Here is a 15,135-nt window from a genome sequence, read left to right as displayed (position 1 = left end):
GATGACGTACGGTGCCTGCGACGACGAGACCTCGACCTCACGGAGTGGCGATGACGCACCAGGCGTTGATCACGGGCATCGGCGGCAAGGTGCCGCGGGTGGACGCGGAGGCGTTCACCGCGCCGACGTCCGTGCTGATCGGCGACGCCTCCCTCGGAGCCGGGGCGAGCGTCTGGTACGGCGCGGTCGTCCGGGCCGACGTGGAGCGGATCGACGTCGGAGCGCACAGCAACATCCAGGACAACTGCACGCTCCACGCCGACCCCGGCTTCCCGGTCACCATCGGGGAGCGGGTCTCCGTCGGGCACAACGCCGTGGTGCACGGCGCGACCGTCGAGGACGACTGCCTGATCGGCATGGGCGCCACCGTCCTCAACGGCGCGGTGATCGGGGCCGGTTCGCTGGTCGCGGCGCAGGCCCTCGTACCGCAGGGGATGCGGGTGCCCCCGGGCTCACTCGTCGCGGGCGTACCCGCCAAGGTCCGCCGCGAACTCACCGCCGAGGAGCGCGAGGGCATCACCCTGAACGGCACCCTCTACGCGGAGCTGGCGAGGGCCCACCGCGCGGTGCACGACTAGGGCGACCCGAGCGGGACCCTGCCCGGCCGGTCATCCCAACTCGGCCAGCAGACCGGCCAGTTCACGCGGCATGGTGATCATGCAGTCGTGGCCGGTGGGCAGCGACCGTACGTCGGCCCGGTCGCCGTTGGGCTGGATCGCGGGGACGGGCCGCCGGACGATGCCTTCGGGCACACCGGCGAGGCAGTGGATGTGGGTGCGGGGGATCGTGTCCAGGGCCGGGTTGTCCAGCCGGACCGGCTGCTGGAGGCAGCGCACCGGCTGGTCCGAGAGCGTCGACCGCAGCCAGGCCACGTCCGCCGGATCGGTGACCCCGAACAGCCCCATCGGCGGCGGCAGTTCGGGCAGCGGCGGGACCCGCCAGCCGCTGTCGGACCGCAACGCGAGGTCGATCAGCGCCTGCGACATGGGCTGGACGTCGACCGCGCTCTCACCGTCCCGCGGGACCATCGCGTCGAGGTAGACCAGGCGCGCGATCCGGTCCGGGACCGCGTTGGCCGCGGCGGAGACGACGAGACCGGCGTAGCTGTGTCCCACCAGCACCACCTCGGTGAGGTCCTCCTCGACGATCAGCCGGACCACGTCGTCGACATGGTCGTCGAGGCCCACCCCGGGGCCGAGCAGATGCGCCCGGTCGCCGTAGCCGGTCAGGGACGGCGTGAACACCCGGTGCCCGGCCGCCGTCAGCAGGGGGACCACCCTCTCCCAGCAGGCTCCGCTGTGCCAGGCACCGTGCACCAGTAGATAGGTCGACATGGTTCTTTCCTCGTTCCTCGCCGTACTCGTCGGGGCACCGCTCACGCTGCCGTCCGGGCCCGCGCCCAGCCAGGGCCCCTCCGGTCCTGGGGGTGACAGGGCCAGGCAGGCGGGGAGCCGCCCGGCTTACAGTGGGTGGATGAGTGCCGGACCGAACCCGCTGGGCGACTACGTCCGCGCCCGCCGTGAGCAGGTCACTCCCGAGCAGGCCGGGATCCCCGTCATGGGGGTGCGGCGGGTGCCGGGTCTGCGCCGGGAGGAGGTCGCGCTGCTCGCCGGCATCAGCGCCGACTACTACCTGCGCCTGGAACAGGGCCGCGACCGGAACCCCTCCGCACAGGTCCTGGCGTCCCTGGCGCGGGTGCTCCTGCTCGACGAGGCGGCGACGGAGTATCTGCTGAGTCTCGGCGCCGACCGGCCGCGACGGCTCCGGGGCCGGGCCCGCGCGGAGACCGTTCCGGCGAGCATCGCCCAGCTCGTCGCGGCTCTGCCGCTGCCCGCCCTGGTGGAGGGCCGCCACTTCGACGTCCTCGCCACCAACGCCCTCGCCACCGCGCTGTCACCGCGTCTGACTCAGGGTGCCAACCGGCTGCGGGACCTCTTCCTCGACCCCGCCGAACAGGCCCTCCACCCGGACTGGGAGAACGCGGCCGCGGGCATGGTCGCCGGGTTCCGCGAGTCCGCGGGCACCGACACGGACGACCCCCGCTTCGTCGAGCTCGTCGGCGAACTCACCCTGGCCAGCGCCCACTTCAGCCGCCTGTGGGCCCGGCACGACGTGCGGGCGTGCCCCGGCACGCCCAAGCACATCGAGCATCCTCGGGTCGGTGAGCTGCGGCTGCACCGGGAACGGCTCGGCATCGACGGCACAGCGGGACAGACACTGGTCGTCTACCACCCCGAACCGGGCACCGACACCGCCGGGAAACTGGCGCTCCTCGCCGCCGCGGCCGACACCGCGACCCCGGCCGCCGCCGACGGCGGGTCCGGCACCGGCGGGTCCGGCGCGCGACCTACTCCCCCGCCGGGACCGGCTCCGGCTCGGACTCCGCCTTCTCCGCCGACATCCGCTGCGCCTTGCGCCTGACGACCAGCATCGAGGCGACGCCGAAGAGGACGGCCGCCGCCAGGCCCAGGTAGGAGAAGCGCTTGAGCCACGCCTCCGCGACGACACCGACGTAGTAGACGACCGCCGTGGTGCCGCCCGCCCAGATGACCCCGCCGAGGACGTTGGCGATCAGGAACTTCCAGTACGGCATGCGCAGGACGCCCGCGAGCGGGCCGGCGAAGATGCGCAGCAGGGCGACGAAGCGGCCGACGAAGACGGCCCACATGCCCCACTTCTCGAAGGACCGCTCGGCGGTGGCGATGTGCCCCTCGCTGAAGTGCCTGGGGAACTTGTTCCCCAGCCAGGCCAGCAGGGGCCGTCCGCCCTTGCGGCCGATGGCGTAGCCGATCGAGTCGCCGACGACGGCGCCGAGGCTGGCGCAGGCACCGAGGAGGACGGGGTTGATGCCCGAGTGCTGGGAGGAGAGCAGCGCCGCAGAGACCAGGACGATCTCGCCCGGCAGCGGGATGCCCAGGCTCTCCACCCCGATGACCAGCGCCACCACGGCGTAGACCGCGACCGCGGGTACCGTGTCGAGCCATTCCTGGACGTGCAACGCCGGTCCTCCCCATCTGTTTCCTGCGTTCCGGGTGCGCGCGCCGTTGAGGGCACACCCTGGGAAGGGTACCGCTCGGGCGTTGCCGACCGGATCCGCGGCCGATACGGCAACCACCGGACGACTCCCCAGCATCCGGGAACACCGGCCGGACCGGGACCGCTCACCCGGCTCACGGTACGAGTCGCCGACGGCGCACCAACGCCCGCACCAGCTGGACGAGTTGGAGCTCATCCCGGGTCACCGCCGCCCCCTGGGCGCCTCCCGGGCCGAGGACGCCCGCCACGGTGCCGGCCGTCCGCGCGATCACCGTGCCGCGGATGCCGGCCGCCGACGTGCGGCAGGCAGTCGGCGACCCGGACCGTACGGGCGTCGCGGTCGGCGGCGAGGCAGGGCCGCGGATCCGCGCCGCCGCGCGCCACTGCGTCCTGGCCGTACGACCACTGCTGAGAACCGGCGGTCGGGTCGCGCGAACCGCCGGTTCGGCACGGGCACCGGCCCCGGTCCGGCACAGCTGACTCCGAGGTTTCTCTCGGCGGGCTCTCATCGCCGTACGGCACGCTGCTCCGCATGAGCGCCCCCCACTCTTCAGCCACTCCCGCCGCCGCCCGGCGGCCGGTCCGCAAGGCGGTCGTGCCGGCCGCCGGGCTCGGCACGCGGTTCCTGCCCGCGACGAAGGCGACGCCGAAGGAGATGCTCCCGGTCGTCGACAAGCCCGCGATCCAGTACGTCGTCGAGGAGGCCGCCGCGGCCGGGCTGGACGACATCCTGATGGTCACCGGCCGCCACAAGCGGGCCATCGAGGACCACTTCGACCACGCCTTCGAGCTGGAACAGGCCCTGGCGGCCAAGGGCGACACGGTGCGCCTGGACGCCGTGCGCGATCCGGCGCGCCTGGCCGACATCCACCACATCCGCCAGGGCGACCCGCTCGGCCTGGGCCACGCGGTGCTGTGCGCCCGCAACCACGTCGGCGACCAGCCCTTCGCCGTCCTCCTCGGCGACGACCTCATCGACTCGCGCGAGACCCTGCTCAGCCAGATGCTCGACGTCCGCGAACGGTACGCCGGCAGCGTCGTCGCCCTGATGGAGGTGGACCCGGAGCAGGTGCACCTCTACGGTTGCGCCGCCGTGGAGCCGACCGGCGAGGACGGGGTGGTCCGCGTCACCGGCCTGGTGGAGAAGCCCTCCCGCGAGGAGGCGCCGAGCCGCTTCGCCGTCATCGGCCGCTACGTCCTGGACCCCGCCGTCTTCGCGACCCTGGAGCGCACCCCGCCCGGCCGTGGCGGCGAGATCCAACTGACCGACGCCCTCCAGGAGTTGGCCGCCGCCGGCACGGTCCACGGAGTGATCTTCGAGGGCCTCCGCTACGACACCGGCGACAAGGCCGACTATCTGCGCACCGTCGTCCGGCTGGCCTGCGACCGGCCCGATCTCGGCCCCGAATTCACCGCCTGGCTCAAGGAGTTCGTGGCCGGACTGGAGAACAGGCGGGGCGAGGAGGGCCAGCGCGGCGAGGGAAGCGAGCCGAGCACGGAGGGCGAGCGCGGCCAGGAGGGCGAGTCGGCCGCCGCGTGAGGCTCGGCGCGCAGGTCGGCCTCCGGCCTCAGCCGTTGGGCCTGAGCGTCCAGATGACCGTCATCTCGGTCGTCACCGCGCCGTCCTCGCGGCGAATTTCGACGGTCACGGGGAACTCGGGACGCTTGCCTTCGTCGAGTTCGGCGACGACGTCGGCGGCCGGGCGGCCGAGCGTCGCGGTGGCCGTGACCGGTCCGAGGGCGATCTTCTTGAACGCGATCTCGGCGTTGACCGGCAGCGGCACGGCCCGCGAGAGCTGGTCGCCGAAGGCCGCCAGGACGATCGCCCCGCTCGCCGACTCGCCGAGGGTGAACATCGCCCCGGCGTGCGGCCCGCCGACGTGGTTGCGGTACTCGCCCTGGTCCGGCAGGGCGAGTACGGCCCGCTCGGGCGTGGTCTCCAGGTATTCGAGGTTCAGGGTGCGAACCATCGGCACCGTGGCGGCGAGCAACTCGCCTATCGACATCTGGTCAGTGCTCATGCCGTCATGTTACCCACCGGTAGTAACTCTGACCAGATCGGTGCGTCGTTCGCCTTCCAGGTTCGCCGTATCGTTTCTCCTCTTGCGGCCCCTGCCACGTCCGGCGGAGGGACGGCCCCCGGGAGACGGCCCCAAGTTGCTACGTCTCTGACAAGGGGCAGTGACCCATTCGTGTCCTGGACAGCACTAGTGTGGCTGCCCATGTGGCCAGGACAGCAGCCGCCCGGGGGCGAGCAGAACCCGCAGGACAACCCGTACCAGCAGCCGGGGTACCAACAGCCGAACCCGTACCAGCAGCCGGGGTACCAACAGCCCAACGCCTATGGGCAGCAGCCTCAGTGGGGTGCGCCCGGTCCGGCGGGCACTCCGCGGCCGCCGCAGGGCGGAGGCGGCGGGAACCGGACGAAACTGGTCGCGATCATCGCGGCCCTCGCCGTGGTGGTGGCCGCCGGGGTGACCGCGGCCGTGGTGCTCGGGGGCGGCAAGGACGACACGGCGGACGGCAAGGACAAGAAGAAGACGAGTCCGTCGCCCTCGGCCCCCGCCGACCCGAGCGACTCCGCGTCGGCGTCCGGTGACAACCCGCGCGGCACCGAGACCGAGAAGCCGACCATCGCCGGGTGGAAGGTCGTCGTCAACCAGAAGTACGGCACCGCCTTCGACGTCCCCGCCGACTGGGAGGTCGCCGCACCGGGCGTCTTCTCCTACTTCGAGGACGAGAAGAAGGGCGACGGCTCGCCGTACATCGGCTTCTCAGCGCCCGCGTACCTGAAGCAGAACTGGTGCTCCACCGACGACAACAAGGACGGCACCAAGGAGACCTCGTCGCTGGCGTCGAGCGGCACCAAGGGCGAGGACGGTGCGAAGGACACCGCGAGCACGGCACGCGGTGACGCCGCCTCGTTCGCCTTCGGCGGCTACACGGACCAGAAGGACGCGTCCAAGAAGTACCTGAAGATCGGCGCGGCCAAGCCGTACACGACGACGTCCGGGGTCGCGGGCAGCGTCGCCACCTCGTACACCTCCGGCGTCCCGAAGACCGGCAAGTGCGACAGCGACGGCAAGGCGACGACGTTCGCCTTCAAGAACTCCGCGGGCGACTTCGTCTCCTGGACCCTCTACGGCGCCAAGGGCGTCAGCGAGGAGATCCCGGACGCGACCGTGCGGAAGATCCTCGGCACGGTACGGCTGCACGGGGATCCGACGGGCACCTCCTGACCCCCGGCCGCCGGGCCCGGCACCGCCCGGCCGTCAGCCGATGCCGAAGGCGCCGTCCGGCGGCTCGGGTGACGGTACGGCGTCCGCGTCGCCCACCGGACGCGCGGCGCCGATGAACTCCCGTAGCGCCGGCCCGTGTTCGACGCGTGCCGGGAAGGCGTCCGAGGCGGTGAGCCGGGCGACGGCCCGCGTGTCGACCGGGTGGTGGGCGGCGACGAGTATCGCGTTGCCGAACCGGCGTCCGCGCAGCACACCCGGCTCCGCGATCAGCGCCAGCTCCTCGAAGGCCGTAGCGAGATTGGCCAGTTGGGCCCGGAGGAAGCCGAAGGGCGCGGCGTCGGCGAGGTTGGCGAGATAGACACCGCCGTCCCGCAGGACGCGCTCGGCCTCGCGGGCGTAGGCGGCCGAGGCCAGGTGCGCCGGGACCTGGGTGCCGCCGAAGACGTCGGCGATCAGTACGTCCGCCGAGTCGTCGGGGGCCGTCTCCAGCCAGGCCCGGGCGTCGGCTCCGTGCACGGCGATGCCGGGCGGGTCCGCCGGCAGCGGAAGGTATTGGGCGACCAGCTCCAGCAGTCCGTGATCGGCCTCGACGACGTCCTGCCGGGAGCCGGGGCGGGTCGCCGCCACGTAGCGGGGCAGGGTGAGCGCGCCCCCGCCGAGGTGCAGTACGTCCAGCGGGCACCCCGGCTCCGCGAGGGTGTCCAGGACGTGCCCGAGCCGCCGGGTGTACTCGAACTCCAGGTGGGTCGGCTCGTCCAGGTCCACGTAGGACTGCGGCGCCCCGTCGACGGTCAGCAGCCAGGCCCGCTCCCGGTCGACGTCGGGCATCAGCTTGGCGGTCCCGTGATCGACGGCGCGGATCACGGGTATCGGCTCGTTCACGGGGTCCATTGTGCCGGGCGCCTGGGGGCGCGGCGCCCACGGCTGCCGCAGGCGGCCCGGCCTGCCGGACGCCGGCCCGTCGGTCCGGTCCGTCAGTGCGACCCCCACACCTCCCCCACCGCCGCCACGTGTGCCCGCGCCTGCTCGCGTCCCGCCCGGGCCGCGGCCGCCCGCACCGCCGGGTCGAGGGGATTGCTGCCGAAGGAGCGCCTCGCCTCCTCGGACGGCGCGACGACGAGCGTGCGGGCACCGCGCTCGGCGAGGCGCCGGGCCTGGTCGGACGCCGAGGCGAGGGGACCGCCGCCCCGGGGCATCGGAGCGAGGACGACGACCCGGTCGTACCCCTCGGCGAGGTGGGCGTTGGTGGTCGAGTGGACACCGCCGTCGATGAAGCGGCGGCCCTCGATGGTGACCGGCGGCCAGACACCCGGCACCGCGCAGCTCGCCCCGACCGCGTCGAGCAGGGAGACCCCGCTGTCCCGGCCGAAGACCCGGAGTTCACCGGTGGCGGTGTCGACGGCGGGTACGAGCAGGTCGCGGGCGGGCCACTCCGCGGCGACCAGACGGGATCCGATGGCCGCCCGCCGGGTCTCCTCGTCGGGTGTCCTCGCCGCGAGCGCCATCCGGCCCATCCGGCGGCCGTAGGCCTCGGGGGTGCGTGAGGTCAGCGCGGTCAGGACGTAGCGGAGCATCAGTGCGCGACCGAGCCGGCCGGGGATCTCGCCCGTGGGCGCGGCGAGTTGACGCTCGTAGAGCTGCTGGGTGGTGCCCGCCGACAGTTGGGCGCCGACGGACGAACCCGCGGAGGTGCCGATCACGACGTCGGCGGCGTCGAGCCGCACGCCCGCCTCGCTCAGCCCGTACAGCAGCCCGGACAGCCAGCCGATCCCGCTGCTGCCGCCGCCACCGAGCACCAGTGCCCTGCCTGCCATGGTGTCCCCGCCTCTCCTCGATCGCCCTCCGCCGTCGCCGTCAAGTCTCGCGTACGGCACTGACATTGGGCGGAAGGGTGCCCGCCCCCCCTTCCCTGGGGGGACGGGCACCCGTTCTCCTTCAGCCGACCGCGGTGATCGTGCCCGCGCCGACCGTCCGGCCGCCCTCGCGGATCGCGAAGCCGAGCCCCGGCTCCAACGGCAGGTCACGGCCCAGCTCGACCGACATCGTGACGGTGTCGCCGGGCCGCGCGACCGCGGTCCGGACGAGGTCGATGTCACCGACCACGTCCGCGGTGCGGATGTAGAACTGCGGCCGGTAGCCGCTCGACACGGCCGTCGTTCGGCCGCCCTCGCGCGCCGACAGGACGTACACCCGCGCCGAGAACCGGCGGCTGGGCACGACACTGCCGGGCGCCGCCACGACGTGCCCGCGACGGACCGCGTCCCGCGGCACACCGCGCAGCAGCAGGGCCACGTTGTCCCCGGCCTGCGCCTCGGCCATCGGCTTGCCGAAGGTCTCCAGGCCGGTGACCACCGTCTCCACGGCGGCCCCCGGCACCTCGACCCGGTCGCCCACCCGGACCGTGCCGCGCTCGATCGCGCCGGTGACCACGGTGCCGCGGCCGGTGATCGTCAGCACGTTCTCCACCGGCAGCAGGAACGGCGCGTCGAGATACCGCTCGGGCAGCGGCACATAGGTGTCCACCGCGTCGAGCAGCGCCTCGATCGACGCCGTCCAACGGGGATCCCCCGCAAGGGCCTTGAGACCCGAGACCCGTACGACGGGCACGGCGTCGCCGCCGTAGCCGTTCGCCGTGAGCAGCTCCCTGACCTCCAGCTCGACGAGGTCGATGAGCTCGGTGTCCTCCCCGTCGTCGAAGGTGTCGGCCTTGTTGAGCGCGACCACGATGTGGTCGACGCCCACCTGCCGGGCGAGCAGCACGTGTTCGGCGGTCTGCGGCATGATCCCGTCGAGCGCCGAGACGACCAGGATCGCCCCGTCGAGCTGCGCGGCCCCGGTGACCATGTTCTTCACGTAGTCGGCATGGCCTGGCATGTCCACGTGCGCGTAGTGCCGGGTGTCGGTCTCGTACTCGACGTGCGCGATGTTGATGGTGATGCCGCGCGCGGCCTCCTCCGGCGCCCGGTCGATCCGGTCGAACGGTACGAAGGCGGAGCTGCCGCGCTCGGCGAGCACCTTGGTGATGGCGGCCGTCAGGGTGGTCTTGCCGTGGTCGACGTGGCCCATGGTGCCGATGTTCAGATGCGGTTTGGTGCGGACGTATGCCGTCTTGGGCATGGTGATCCCTCGAAGCTGAGTGGCTGGTGCGGGGACCCCGAGGACGTGCCGACCCTCCCCCTGCGGGGTCCGCCGGACGATCCGGGGAGGGTCAGCTTCGGGCGCCGTCGACGGCGGCGAGGAGAACGGGAACGGCAGCCTTCGTGGCACCCGCGACGGCGGGTGCTGCGAGCGGGAGGGCGTACCGGAACATGGCACCGATCATCGCCGACGGACTTCCGCGCGTCGAACGATTATCGGCGGCGGGGCAGTTCGGGACCGAGGCCGCGTGAGCCGGACCATACGGCGATCACACACCTGGGTCGGTTAGTGTCACCGGATGCCCACCACCCGCTCTGGGGGCACCGTCACGGCCTCTCCCCGGGCCGTCGTCACGGAGCTCGCCGCAGCCGTCCCCGTGTCCGCATCCGCGTCCGTGCCCGTCGCCGTCGATCCGACGGGCTTCTCCGCGCGTTGTACGAGAGTGCTGCTCTCCCCGTGGTCGCGCCTCTCCCTGCTGCTGGTGCTGCTCGCCGGGGCCGCGTCGAGCGTGCTGCTCCTCCAGCCGCAGAAGCTGCTCGCCGACGGCTGGCCGCCCCAGCTGAGCGGTGCGGCGGCGGTGCTGCTGTTCGCGCTGGCGTACGGGGTGTGCACCGTGGCGTTCGTGCCGCGCCCGCTGCTGAACCTCGCGGCCGGCGCGCTCTTCGGCTCGCCGTGGGGCACCGCCTCGGCACTGGCGGGCACGGTGCTCGGCGCCGGGATCGCGTTCGGACTGGGCCGGGCCCTGGGCCAGGACGCGCTGCGCCCGCTGCTGCGCGGCCGGTGGCTGAAGGCCGCGGACGGCCAGCTCAGCCGGCACGGCTTCCGCTCGATGATGGCGGCGCGGCTGTTCCCCGGCGTGCCGTTCTGGGCGGCGAACTACTGCGCCGCGGTCTCCCGGATGGGCTGGGGCGCGTTCCTCCTCGCGACGGCGCTCGGCTCGATCCCGAACACCGCCGCCTACGTCGTCGCCGGCGCCCGTGCCTCGAAGCCGACGTCGCCCGCCTTCCTGCTCGCGATGGCCTGCATCGCGCTGCCCGCGCTGGTCGGCGCGGTGGTGGCCTGGCGCAAGCGTCACCAGCTGCGGGAGCACTGAACCGGCACCCGGGTCGGACGGCTGTCTGACGGCCGCGGACGAGGTGCCCGGTGTCAGACCGTTCCCCGGTAGACGTCCAGCCGCCCGCACATCCCGAACGCCCCGTACGCGGACGGCTGTTCGTCGTGCACGACCGCGTCGGCGAGGTGGGAGAGGTCGCCCTGTCCGAGCCGGTCGAGCTGCTCCCCCGTGGCGGCGGCGGCCGCCTCGGCGCCGTTCCGCCAGCGCTCGCGCCACTCCGTGAGCCGGGGCCGTACGAGCGCGGCGGCGGCCCGGTGGAAGGCGGCGAGCGGCTCGGGGTCCCCGGCCGCGCGCAGCGCTCGGTAGCCCCGCACGGCGAGGTCGCGCCGGGCGCGGGCGGCCCGCTCCCGCTCCGCCTCGGGCGCGTCGGCCGGGATCGTGGTGGCGGCGGCGTACGTCTCCGGGTCGGCCAGGTACTCGGGCGGCAGCGTGAGCACCGCGTCGCCCGCCTCGGGCAGCCCGCTGTTCTGCATGAGGACGGTGATGCGCAGACCGCCCTCGTTGACGAGCCGGTGGACGGTGCCGGGGGTGAACCAGGCGACCGTGCCGGGCGTCAGGGGCGTGCGCCGGTATCCGGAGGCCGTGAGCGTCTGCACCGCGCCGCGCCCGCCGGTGACCACGTACCCCTCCGAACAGACCAGGTGCATATGGGGTGTTCCGCCGCGGACGCCGTCGGCGGCCGGCCAGTCGTAGACCGACAGGTGGGAGAGGCCCACCGCGCCGGGCAGTCCGGCGAAGCTCGTCGCGCTCACCACGGGTGCTCCTCCAGGTAGGCGGCGATCCGCTCCCGCTGCCACGCCCCGTCGGCCACGACCACGCGGTAGCGGCGGGTGAGGGTGGCGCCGGGCGCGAGTTCCAGTTCGTCGTGGAAGGCCCAGGAGGGGGCGATCCCCGCGAAGGGGTCGTTGCGGACGAACCAGTGGGCGGGGTGGGCGCCTTGGGCACCGGTGTGGTCGTTCTCGGGGGCGTGGGCGAAGACGATCGTGGCGTGGCCGTCGGCGCCGTCGTGCTCGCCGGAGAGCGCGAGCCAGGGTGCCTGGGTGCCCATGAGCTCCGGCCCCTCGCCGTGCGGCCCGATGATCCGGCCGTCCCGGAAGGCGCGCGGGCCGCGCCAGAACAGGCCGGTGTAGCCCGCCTGTTCGCGTCCGGCGGTGGTCGGGCTGCCGAACAGCAGGGGCTCCGCACGGCGGTTGGTCACCGCGGTCGTCCAAGTAAGTGCCCAGGAGCCGTCCTTCGGATCGACGTCGTGCACCTCGACGCGGCGCCGCTCGTCCGCCCACAGCTGCCCGGTGTGGGGGTGCCAGGTCAGCCGCTCGGCGAGGACGAGACGGCCGGCGTCGGCGGAGATCTCGTCGAAGGCGACATGGGCCATCGAGCCGACCCGCTCGGGCAGTTCGAGATAGCCCTGTCCGTGGACGTAGGAGTTGCCGCCCCACAGGTTGGCCCCGGACAGGTGCGAGGCGGTCAGGGAGAGGCCCTTGTGCCAGCGGTGGTCGTTGGGCCGGTAGTCGGTGACCACGTCACCGGCGAGCGTCCGCAGGGGATGGAGGTACGGCTTGGACGCCTCCCAGGCCGCCTCCGGACGGTAGACGTAGCTGAACAGCTCGACGCCGGTGGCCGGTTCGGTCACCGTGATCCGGTCGCCGTGCGTGTGCACGATCCGCAGGCCGGTCATGCCGACGCCCCGTCGCGCGCGGCGGGGGCCCAGCCGGGCGCGTCTCCGTGCAGGGCCGTGTAGTACGGGTCGCCCGGGCCGATCTCGCCGGACCGTACGGTCGTGCCGGTGAACGCCGACTTGTAGAGCGCGGAGATCAGTTCCAGGCTGGTGCGGCCGTCCGCGCCGCTGCTGCGCGGCCGTTGGCCGGCCCGCATGCTCGCGAGGAGTTCACGCAGTTGGGCGAGGTGTGAACTGGGCTCGTCCGGGCCGAAGTTCCGCCAGTCGGCGGCCTCCTCGGCCGGCACGTCGGGGGCCGGTGTGATGCGCCAGTCCGCGTTGCCGTACCCGTACAGATGGGTGAGTTCGACGGTGGCGCGCTCGCAGTCGACGCGGATGCGGCTGACCTCGTCGGGGCTGAGGACGCTGTTCACCACGGTCGCCAGCGCCCCGTTCGCGAAGCGGACTAGGGCGGTCGAGACGTCCTCGGTCTCCACGTCGTGCACGAGCCGGGCCGCCATGCCGCGCACCTCGCTCCACGGTCCGAGCAGGTCGAGCAGCAGGTCCATCTGGTGGATGCCGTGTCCCATGGCGGGGCCGCCGCCCTCGGTGGCCCAGCGTCCGCGCCAGGGCACCGCGTAGTAGGCGGAGCCGCGGTACCAGGTGGTCTGGCAGTGCGCGACGAGAGGCCGGCCCAGGGCCCCGGTGGTGAGCAGCCGGCGGACGTGCCGCGCCCCGGAGCCGAAACGGTGCTGGAAGACGATCGAGGCGTAGGGACCGCCGTCCTCGCCCTCCGCGGACTCCACGGCGTCGTAGTCGGCCAGGGACGGCACCGGCGGCTTCTCGCACCACACCCAGGCCCCGGCGCGCAGCGCGGCGACGGTCTGCGCGCGGTGGAGCGTCGGCGGGGTGCAGATGGTGACCAGGTCGGGCCGCTGCTCGCGGAGCATCCGGTCGAGGTCGGTGTGTGCGTGCGGAACGCCGGCCTCCGCGCGGAGGGTTTCGGCGGCGGTGGCATCGATGTCCACAACGGCGACGACCTCGACGTCGCCCTCCTCGGCGAGCCGGGCCAGCGCGGGCAGATGGGACCCCCGGCCGATGGCACCGGCGCCGACGACGGCGGCCCTGACGCGGCGCCCGGCGAGCGGGGCGGCGGGGCCGGGCGGAGTGCCGGGGTGGGTGGCGGGTGTGGACATGGACGTGATCAGCACTCCTCCGACGACAGCAAGCGCTTTCCCCTCGGCTGCAACGTAAGCTCCGGCCCCACCGCGGGTCAACACCGGGAAAGCGGTGGCCACCGGGGTGCCCGCGAAACCCCCGCGTCCGGCCCGTCCCACCCGCGGGTTAGGCTGCCCTCAACACACCCGAGTTCCGCGCCTGTTGGCGCCGGTGTGCCCGACGCCCCTTCACGAGCAGCACTTGGACGCCGTAACTCCATGTCTTGGTTTGAATCCCTCGTCCTCGGACTCGTCCAGGGGCTGACCGAGTTCCTTCCCGTCTCCTCCAGCGCGCATCTGCGGCTGACCGCGGCCTTCTCCGGCTGGAAGGACCCGGGAGCGGCCTTCACCGCGATCACCCAGCTGGGTACGGAGGCCGCGGTCCTCATCTACTTCCGCGAGGACGTGGGCCGCATCCTCTCCGCCTGGTTCCGCTCACTGGTCAGCAAGGAGATGCGGCGCGACCACGACGCCCAGCTGGGCTGGCTGGTGATCGTCGGCTCCCTGCCGATCGGCGTCCTGGGCCTGACGCTCAAGGACCAGATCGAGGGGCCGTTCCGCGATCTGCGGGTCACCGCCACGATGTTGATCGTGCTGGGCATCGTCATCGGCGTCGCCGACCGCCTCGCCGCCCGCGACGAGACCGGCGGCCGGCACCGGGCACCCAAGCAGCGCAAGACACTTGAGCACCTCGGCACCAAGGACGGCCTGCTCTACGGCGTCTGCCAGGCGATGGCGCTGGTCCCCGGAGTCTCCCGGTCCGGCGCCACGATCAGCGGCGGCCTCTTCATGGGCTACACCCGTGCGGCGGCGGCCCGTTACTCCTTCCTGCTCGCCATGCCGGCCGTCCTCGCCTCGGGCGTCTTCGAGGTCAAGGACGCGGCGGCGGAAGGGCATGTCGCCTGGGGCCCCACGCTGTTCGCGACGGGCATCGCGTTCCTGGTCGGCTACGCCGTCATCGCGTGGTTCATGAAGTTCATCTCCCACCGCAGTTTCATGCCGTTCGTCTGGTACCGGATCGCCCTCGGCATCGTCATCCTCGCGCTGGTGACGGCGGGTGTCCTGAGCCCGCACGCGGCCGAGTCGGCGGGCTGAGCGAGGTCTTCCGAGCGACAGACCAGCGAGTCCCAGAACGGCGCATCGGTCTGCATGACCAGCACCATCACCGTCCACAACCGACGACGGCAGCCGTCGGCAGACATCTGAGGGAGCGTCACTTACGACTGCCGCAGGACGAACCGGCTCCTCGCAATCGAACGTCGAAGTAACGCTCCGCGACCGCTCCCCAAGATCTGTGCCAGAACCCGCTACCCACCTACAAGCCAGATCGGTGAATCCATCGGCTCCGGGGGTCGCTGACCCGCCCCCCGGAGCCCGCACCCAACTGCCGTCGGGGTCTGCCCACATGACCCCACAATCCATTCGAAGTCAGGAGCCCTACCGTTCGCATTGCCGAACCGAAGGGTGTTGGCGCCCGCGTTGAGGGCGCCGGTCGTGGTCCCCGAACCGATGGGACCCAGCCGCCGGCAAGGGCACCGGCCGCAACAGACGGCACCCGCACGGCTGCTGATGGATGATTTTGATCCTCTGGCCGGCCGACGTGAGCGCTCATGGGCGCACAGCGGGCCCCGCCAGTGCGCGCGATCCGATCCCGGTCCGAACCGGGCTGCGTCGTGGACTTCCTGCGTCCGCCGCACAGGTTTGCGGCCAAGCCATTGACGTGTGCAGGGCACCGCC

General features: G+C 72.9%; 17 protein-coding genes. 7 read left to right on the top strand and 10 right to left on the bottom strand.

Features of this window, described 5'->3' with window-relative positions:
- The first annotated feature begins 50 nt into the window (after positions 1–50).
- Positions 51–578: a gamma carbonic anhydrase family protein gene (locus ABZT12_RS25300; RefSeq protein ID WP_356388602.1), complete on the top strand. Its 528-nt coding sequence runs from the start codon at positions 51–53 to the stop codon at positions 576–578.
- 30 nt (positions 579–608) lie between these two features.
- On the opposite strand, the gene ABZT12_RS25295 is transcribed toward ABZT12_RS25300, so the two are convergent.
- Positions 609–1,334, bottom strand: a complete 726-nt coding sequence (locus ABZT12_RS25295) for an alpha/beta hydrolase family protein (protein WP_356388600.1) — start codon at positions 1,332–1,334, stop codon at positions 609–611.
- 139 nt (positions 1,335–1,473) lie between these two features.
- Between ABZT12_RS25295 and ABZT12_RS25290 the strand changes: the two genes are divergently transcribed.
- Entirely contained in the window at positions 1,474–2,421 is a 948-nt protein-coding gene (locus ABZT12_RS25290) for a helix-turn-helix transcriptional regulator (protein WP_356388598.1), read from the top strand.
- Here ABZT12_RS25290 and ABZT12_RS25285 read toward each other — a convergent pair.
- Positions 2,348–2,998, bottom strand: a complete 651-nt coding sequence (locus ABZT12_RS25285; RefSeq protein WP_356388596.1) for a DedA family protein — start codon at positions 2,996–2,998, stop codon at positions 2,348–2,350. The two genes, ABZT12_RS25290 and ABZT12_RS25285, sit on opposite strands and share 74 nt — an antisense overlap.
- Positions 2,999–3,170: 172 nt before the next feature.
- Complete coding sequence (locus ABZT12_RS25280) at positions 3,171–3,308, bottom strand: hypothetical protein (protein ID WP_356388594.1); 138 nt, start codon at positions 3,306–3,308, stop codon at positions 3,171–3,173.
- Between the two features lie 10 nt (positions 3,309–3,318).
- Here ABZT12_RS25280 and ABZT12_RS25275 point away from each other — a divergent pair, with 10 nt between their 5' ends.
- Both ABZT12_RS25275 and galU read left to right on the top strand, forming a co-directional pair.
- The gene (locus ABZT12_RS25275) at positions 3,319–3,516 is read left to right on the top strand and encodes a hypothetical protein (protein ID WP_356388592.1); all 198 of its coding nucleotides are present in this window, start codon (positions 3,319–3,321) and stop codon (positions 3,514–3,516) included.
- A 52-nt stretch (positions 3,517–3,568) separates the two neighbouring features.
- The gene (gene galU / locus ABZT12_RS25270; protein ID WP_356388590.1) at positions 3,569–4,576 is read left to right on the top strand and encodes a UTP--glucose-1-phosphate uridylyltransferase GalU; all 1,008 of its coding nucleotides are present in this window, start codon (positions 3,569–3,571) and stop codon (positions 4,574–4,576) included.
- A 28-nt stretch (positions 4,577–4,604) separates the two neighbouring features.
- On the opposite strand, the gene ABZT12_RS25265 is transcribed toward galU, so the two are convergent.
- The gene (locus ABZT12_RS25265; protein WP_356388650.1) at positions 4,605–5,042 is read right to left on the bottom strand and encodes a DUF4442 domain-containing protein; all 438 of its coding nucleotides are present in this window, start codon (positions 5,040–5,042) and stop codon (positions 4,605–4,607) included.
- A 216-nt stretch (positions 5,043–5,258) separates the two neighbouring features.
- Here ABZT12_RS25265 and ABZT12_RS25260 point away from each other — a divergent pair, with 216 nt between their 5' ends.
- Entirely contained in the window at positions 5,259–6,275 is a 1,017-nt protein-coding gene (locus tag ABZT12_RS25260) for a hypothetical protein (protein ID WP_356388588.1), read from the top strand.
- Positions 6,276–6,308: 33 nt separating this feature from the next.
- On the opposite strand, the gene ABZT12_RS25255 is transcribed toward ABZT12_RS25260, so the two are convergent.
- The 3 genes from ABZT12_RS25255 to tuf form a co-directional block, all read right to left on the bottom strand.
- The gene (locus tag ABZT12_RS25255) at positions 6,309–7,157 is read right to left on the bottom strand and encodes a fused MFS/spermidine synthase (RefSeq protein ID WP_356388586.1); all 849 of its coding nucleotides are present in this window, start codon (positions 7,155–7,157) and stop codon (positions 6,309–6,311) included.
- A 92-nt stretch (positions 7,158–7,249) separates the two neighbouring features.
- Positions 7,250–8,089 carry a patatin-like phospholipase family protein gene (locus ABZT12_RS25250; protein ID WP_356388584.1) on the bottom strand — a complete coding sequence of 280 codons (840 nt, stop codon included), beginning with the start codon at positions 8,087–8,089 and terminating at the stop codon, positions 7,250–7,252.
- Between the two features lie 121 nt (positions 8,090–8,210).
- The gene (tuf, locus tag ABZT12_RS25245; RefSeq protein ID WP_356388582.1) at positions 8,211–9,392 is read right to left on the bottom strand and encodes an elongation factor Tu; all 1,182 of its coding nucleotides are present in this window, start codon (positions 9,390–9,392) and stop codon (positions 8,211–8,213) included.
- 319 nt (positions 9,393–9,711) lie between these two features.
- On the opposite strand from tuf, the gene ABZT12_RS25240 reads away from it, so the two are divergent.
- Complete coding sequence (locus ABZT12_RS25240) at positions 9,712–10,506, top strand: TVP38/TMEM64 family protein (RefSeq protein WP_356388580.1); 795 nt, start codon at positions 9,712–9,714, stop codon at positions 10,504–10,506.
- Between the two features lie 53 nt (positions 10,507–10,559).
- Here ABZT12_RS25240 and ABZT12_RS25235 read toward each other — a convergent pair whose 3' ends face one another.
- The 3 genes from ABZT12_RS25235 to ABZT12_RS25225 are packed head-to-tail and all read right to left on the bottom strand — an operon-like array spanning position 10,560 to position 13,377.
- Complete coding sequence (locus ABZT12_RS25235) at positions 10,560–11,282, bottom strand: cupin domain-containing protein (RefSeq protein ID WP_356388578.1); 723 nt, start codon at positions 11,280–11,282, stop codon at positions 10,560–10,562.
- Positions 11,276–12,202, bottom strand: coding sequence for a PmoA family protein (locus ABZT12_RS25230; RefSeq protein ID WP_356388576.1), 927 nt, complete (start codon positions 12,200–12,202; stop codon positions 11,276–11,278). The genes ABZT12_RS25235 and ABZT12_RS25230 overlap by 7 nt, the downstream gene beginning before the upstream one ends.
- Entirely contained in the window at positions 12,199–13,377 is a 1,179-nt protein-coding gene (locus ABZT12_RS25225; protein ID WP_356388574.1) for a Gfo/Idh/MocA family oxidoreductase, read from the bottom strand. Before ABZT12_RS25225 ends, ABZT12_RS25230 begins: the two co-directional genes overlap by 4 nt.
- A gap of 240 nt (positions 13,378–13,617) precedes the next feature.
- Here ABZT12_RS25225 and ABZT12_RS25220 point away from each other — a divergent pair, with 240 nt between their 5' ends.
- On the top strand, positions 13,618–14,493 hold the full coding sequence (locus ABZT12_RS25220) for an undecaprenyl-diphosphate phosphatase (protein ID WP_356388572.1): 876 nt from the start codon (positions 13,618–13,620) through the stop codon (positions 14,491–14,493).
- The last annotated feature ends 642 nt before the right edge of the window (positions 14,494–15,135 follow it).

Origin of the sequence: Streptomyces sp. NPDC005423 (assembly GCF_040606415.1) — a bacterium.
In the GTDB taxonomy this organism is placed as follows: domain Bacteria; phylum Actinomycetota; class Actinomycetes; order Streptomycetales; family Streptomycetaceae; genus Streptomyces.
This window is presented reverse-complemented; position numbering and strand designations above follow the sequence as displayed.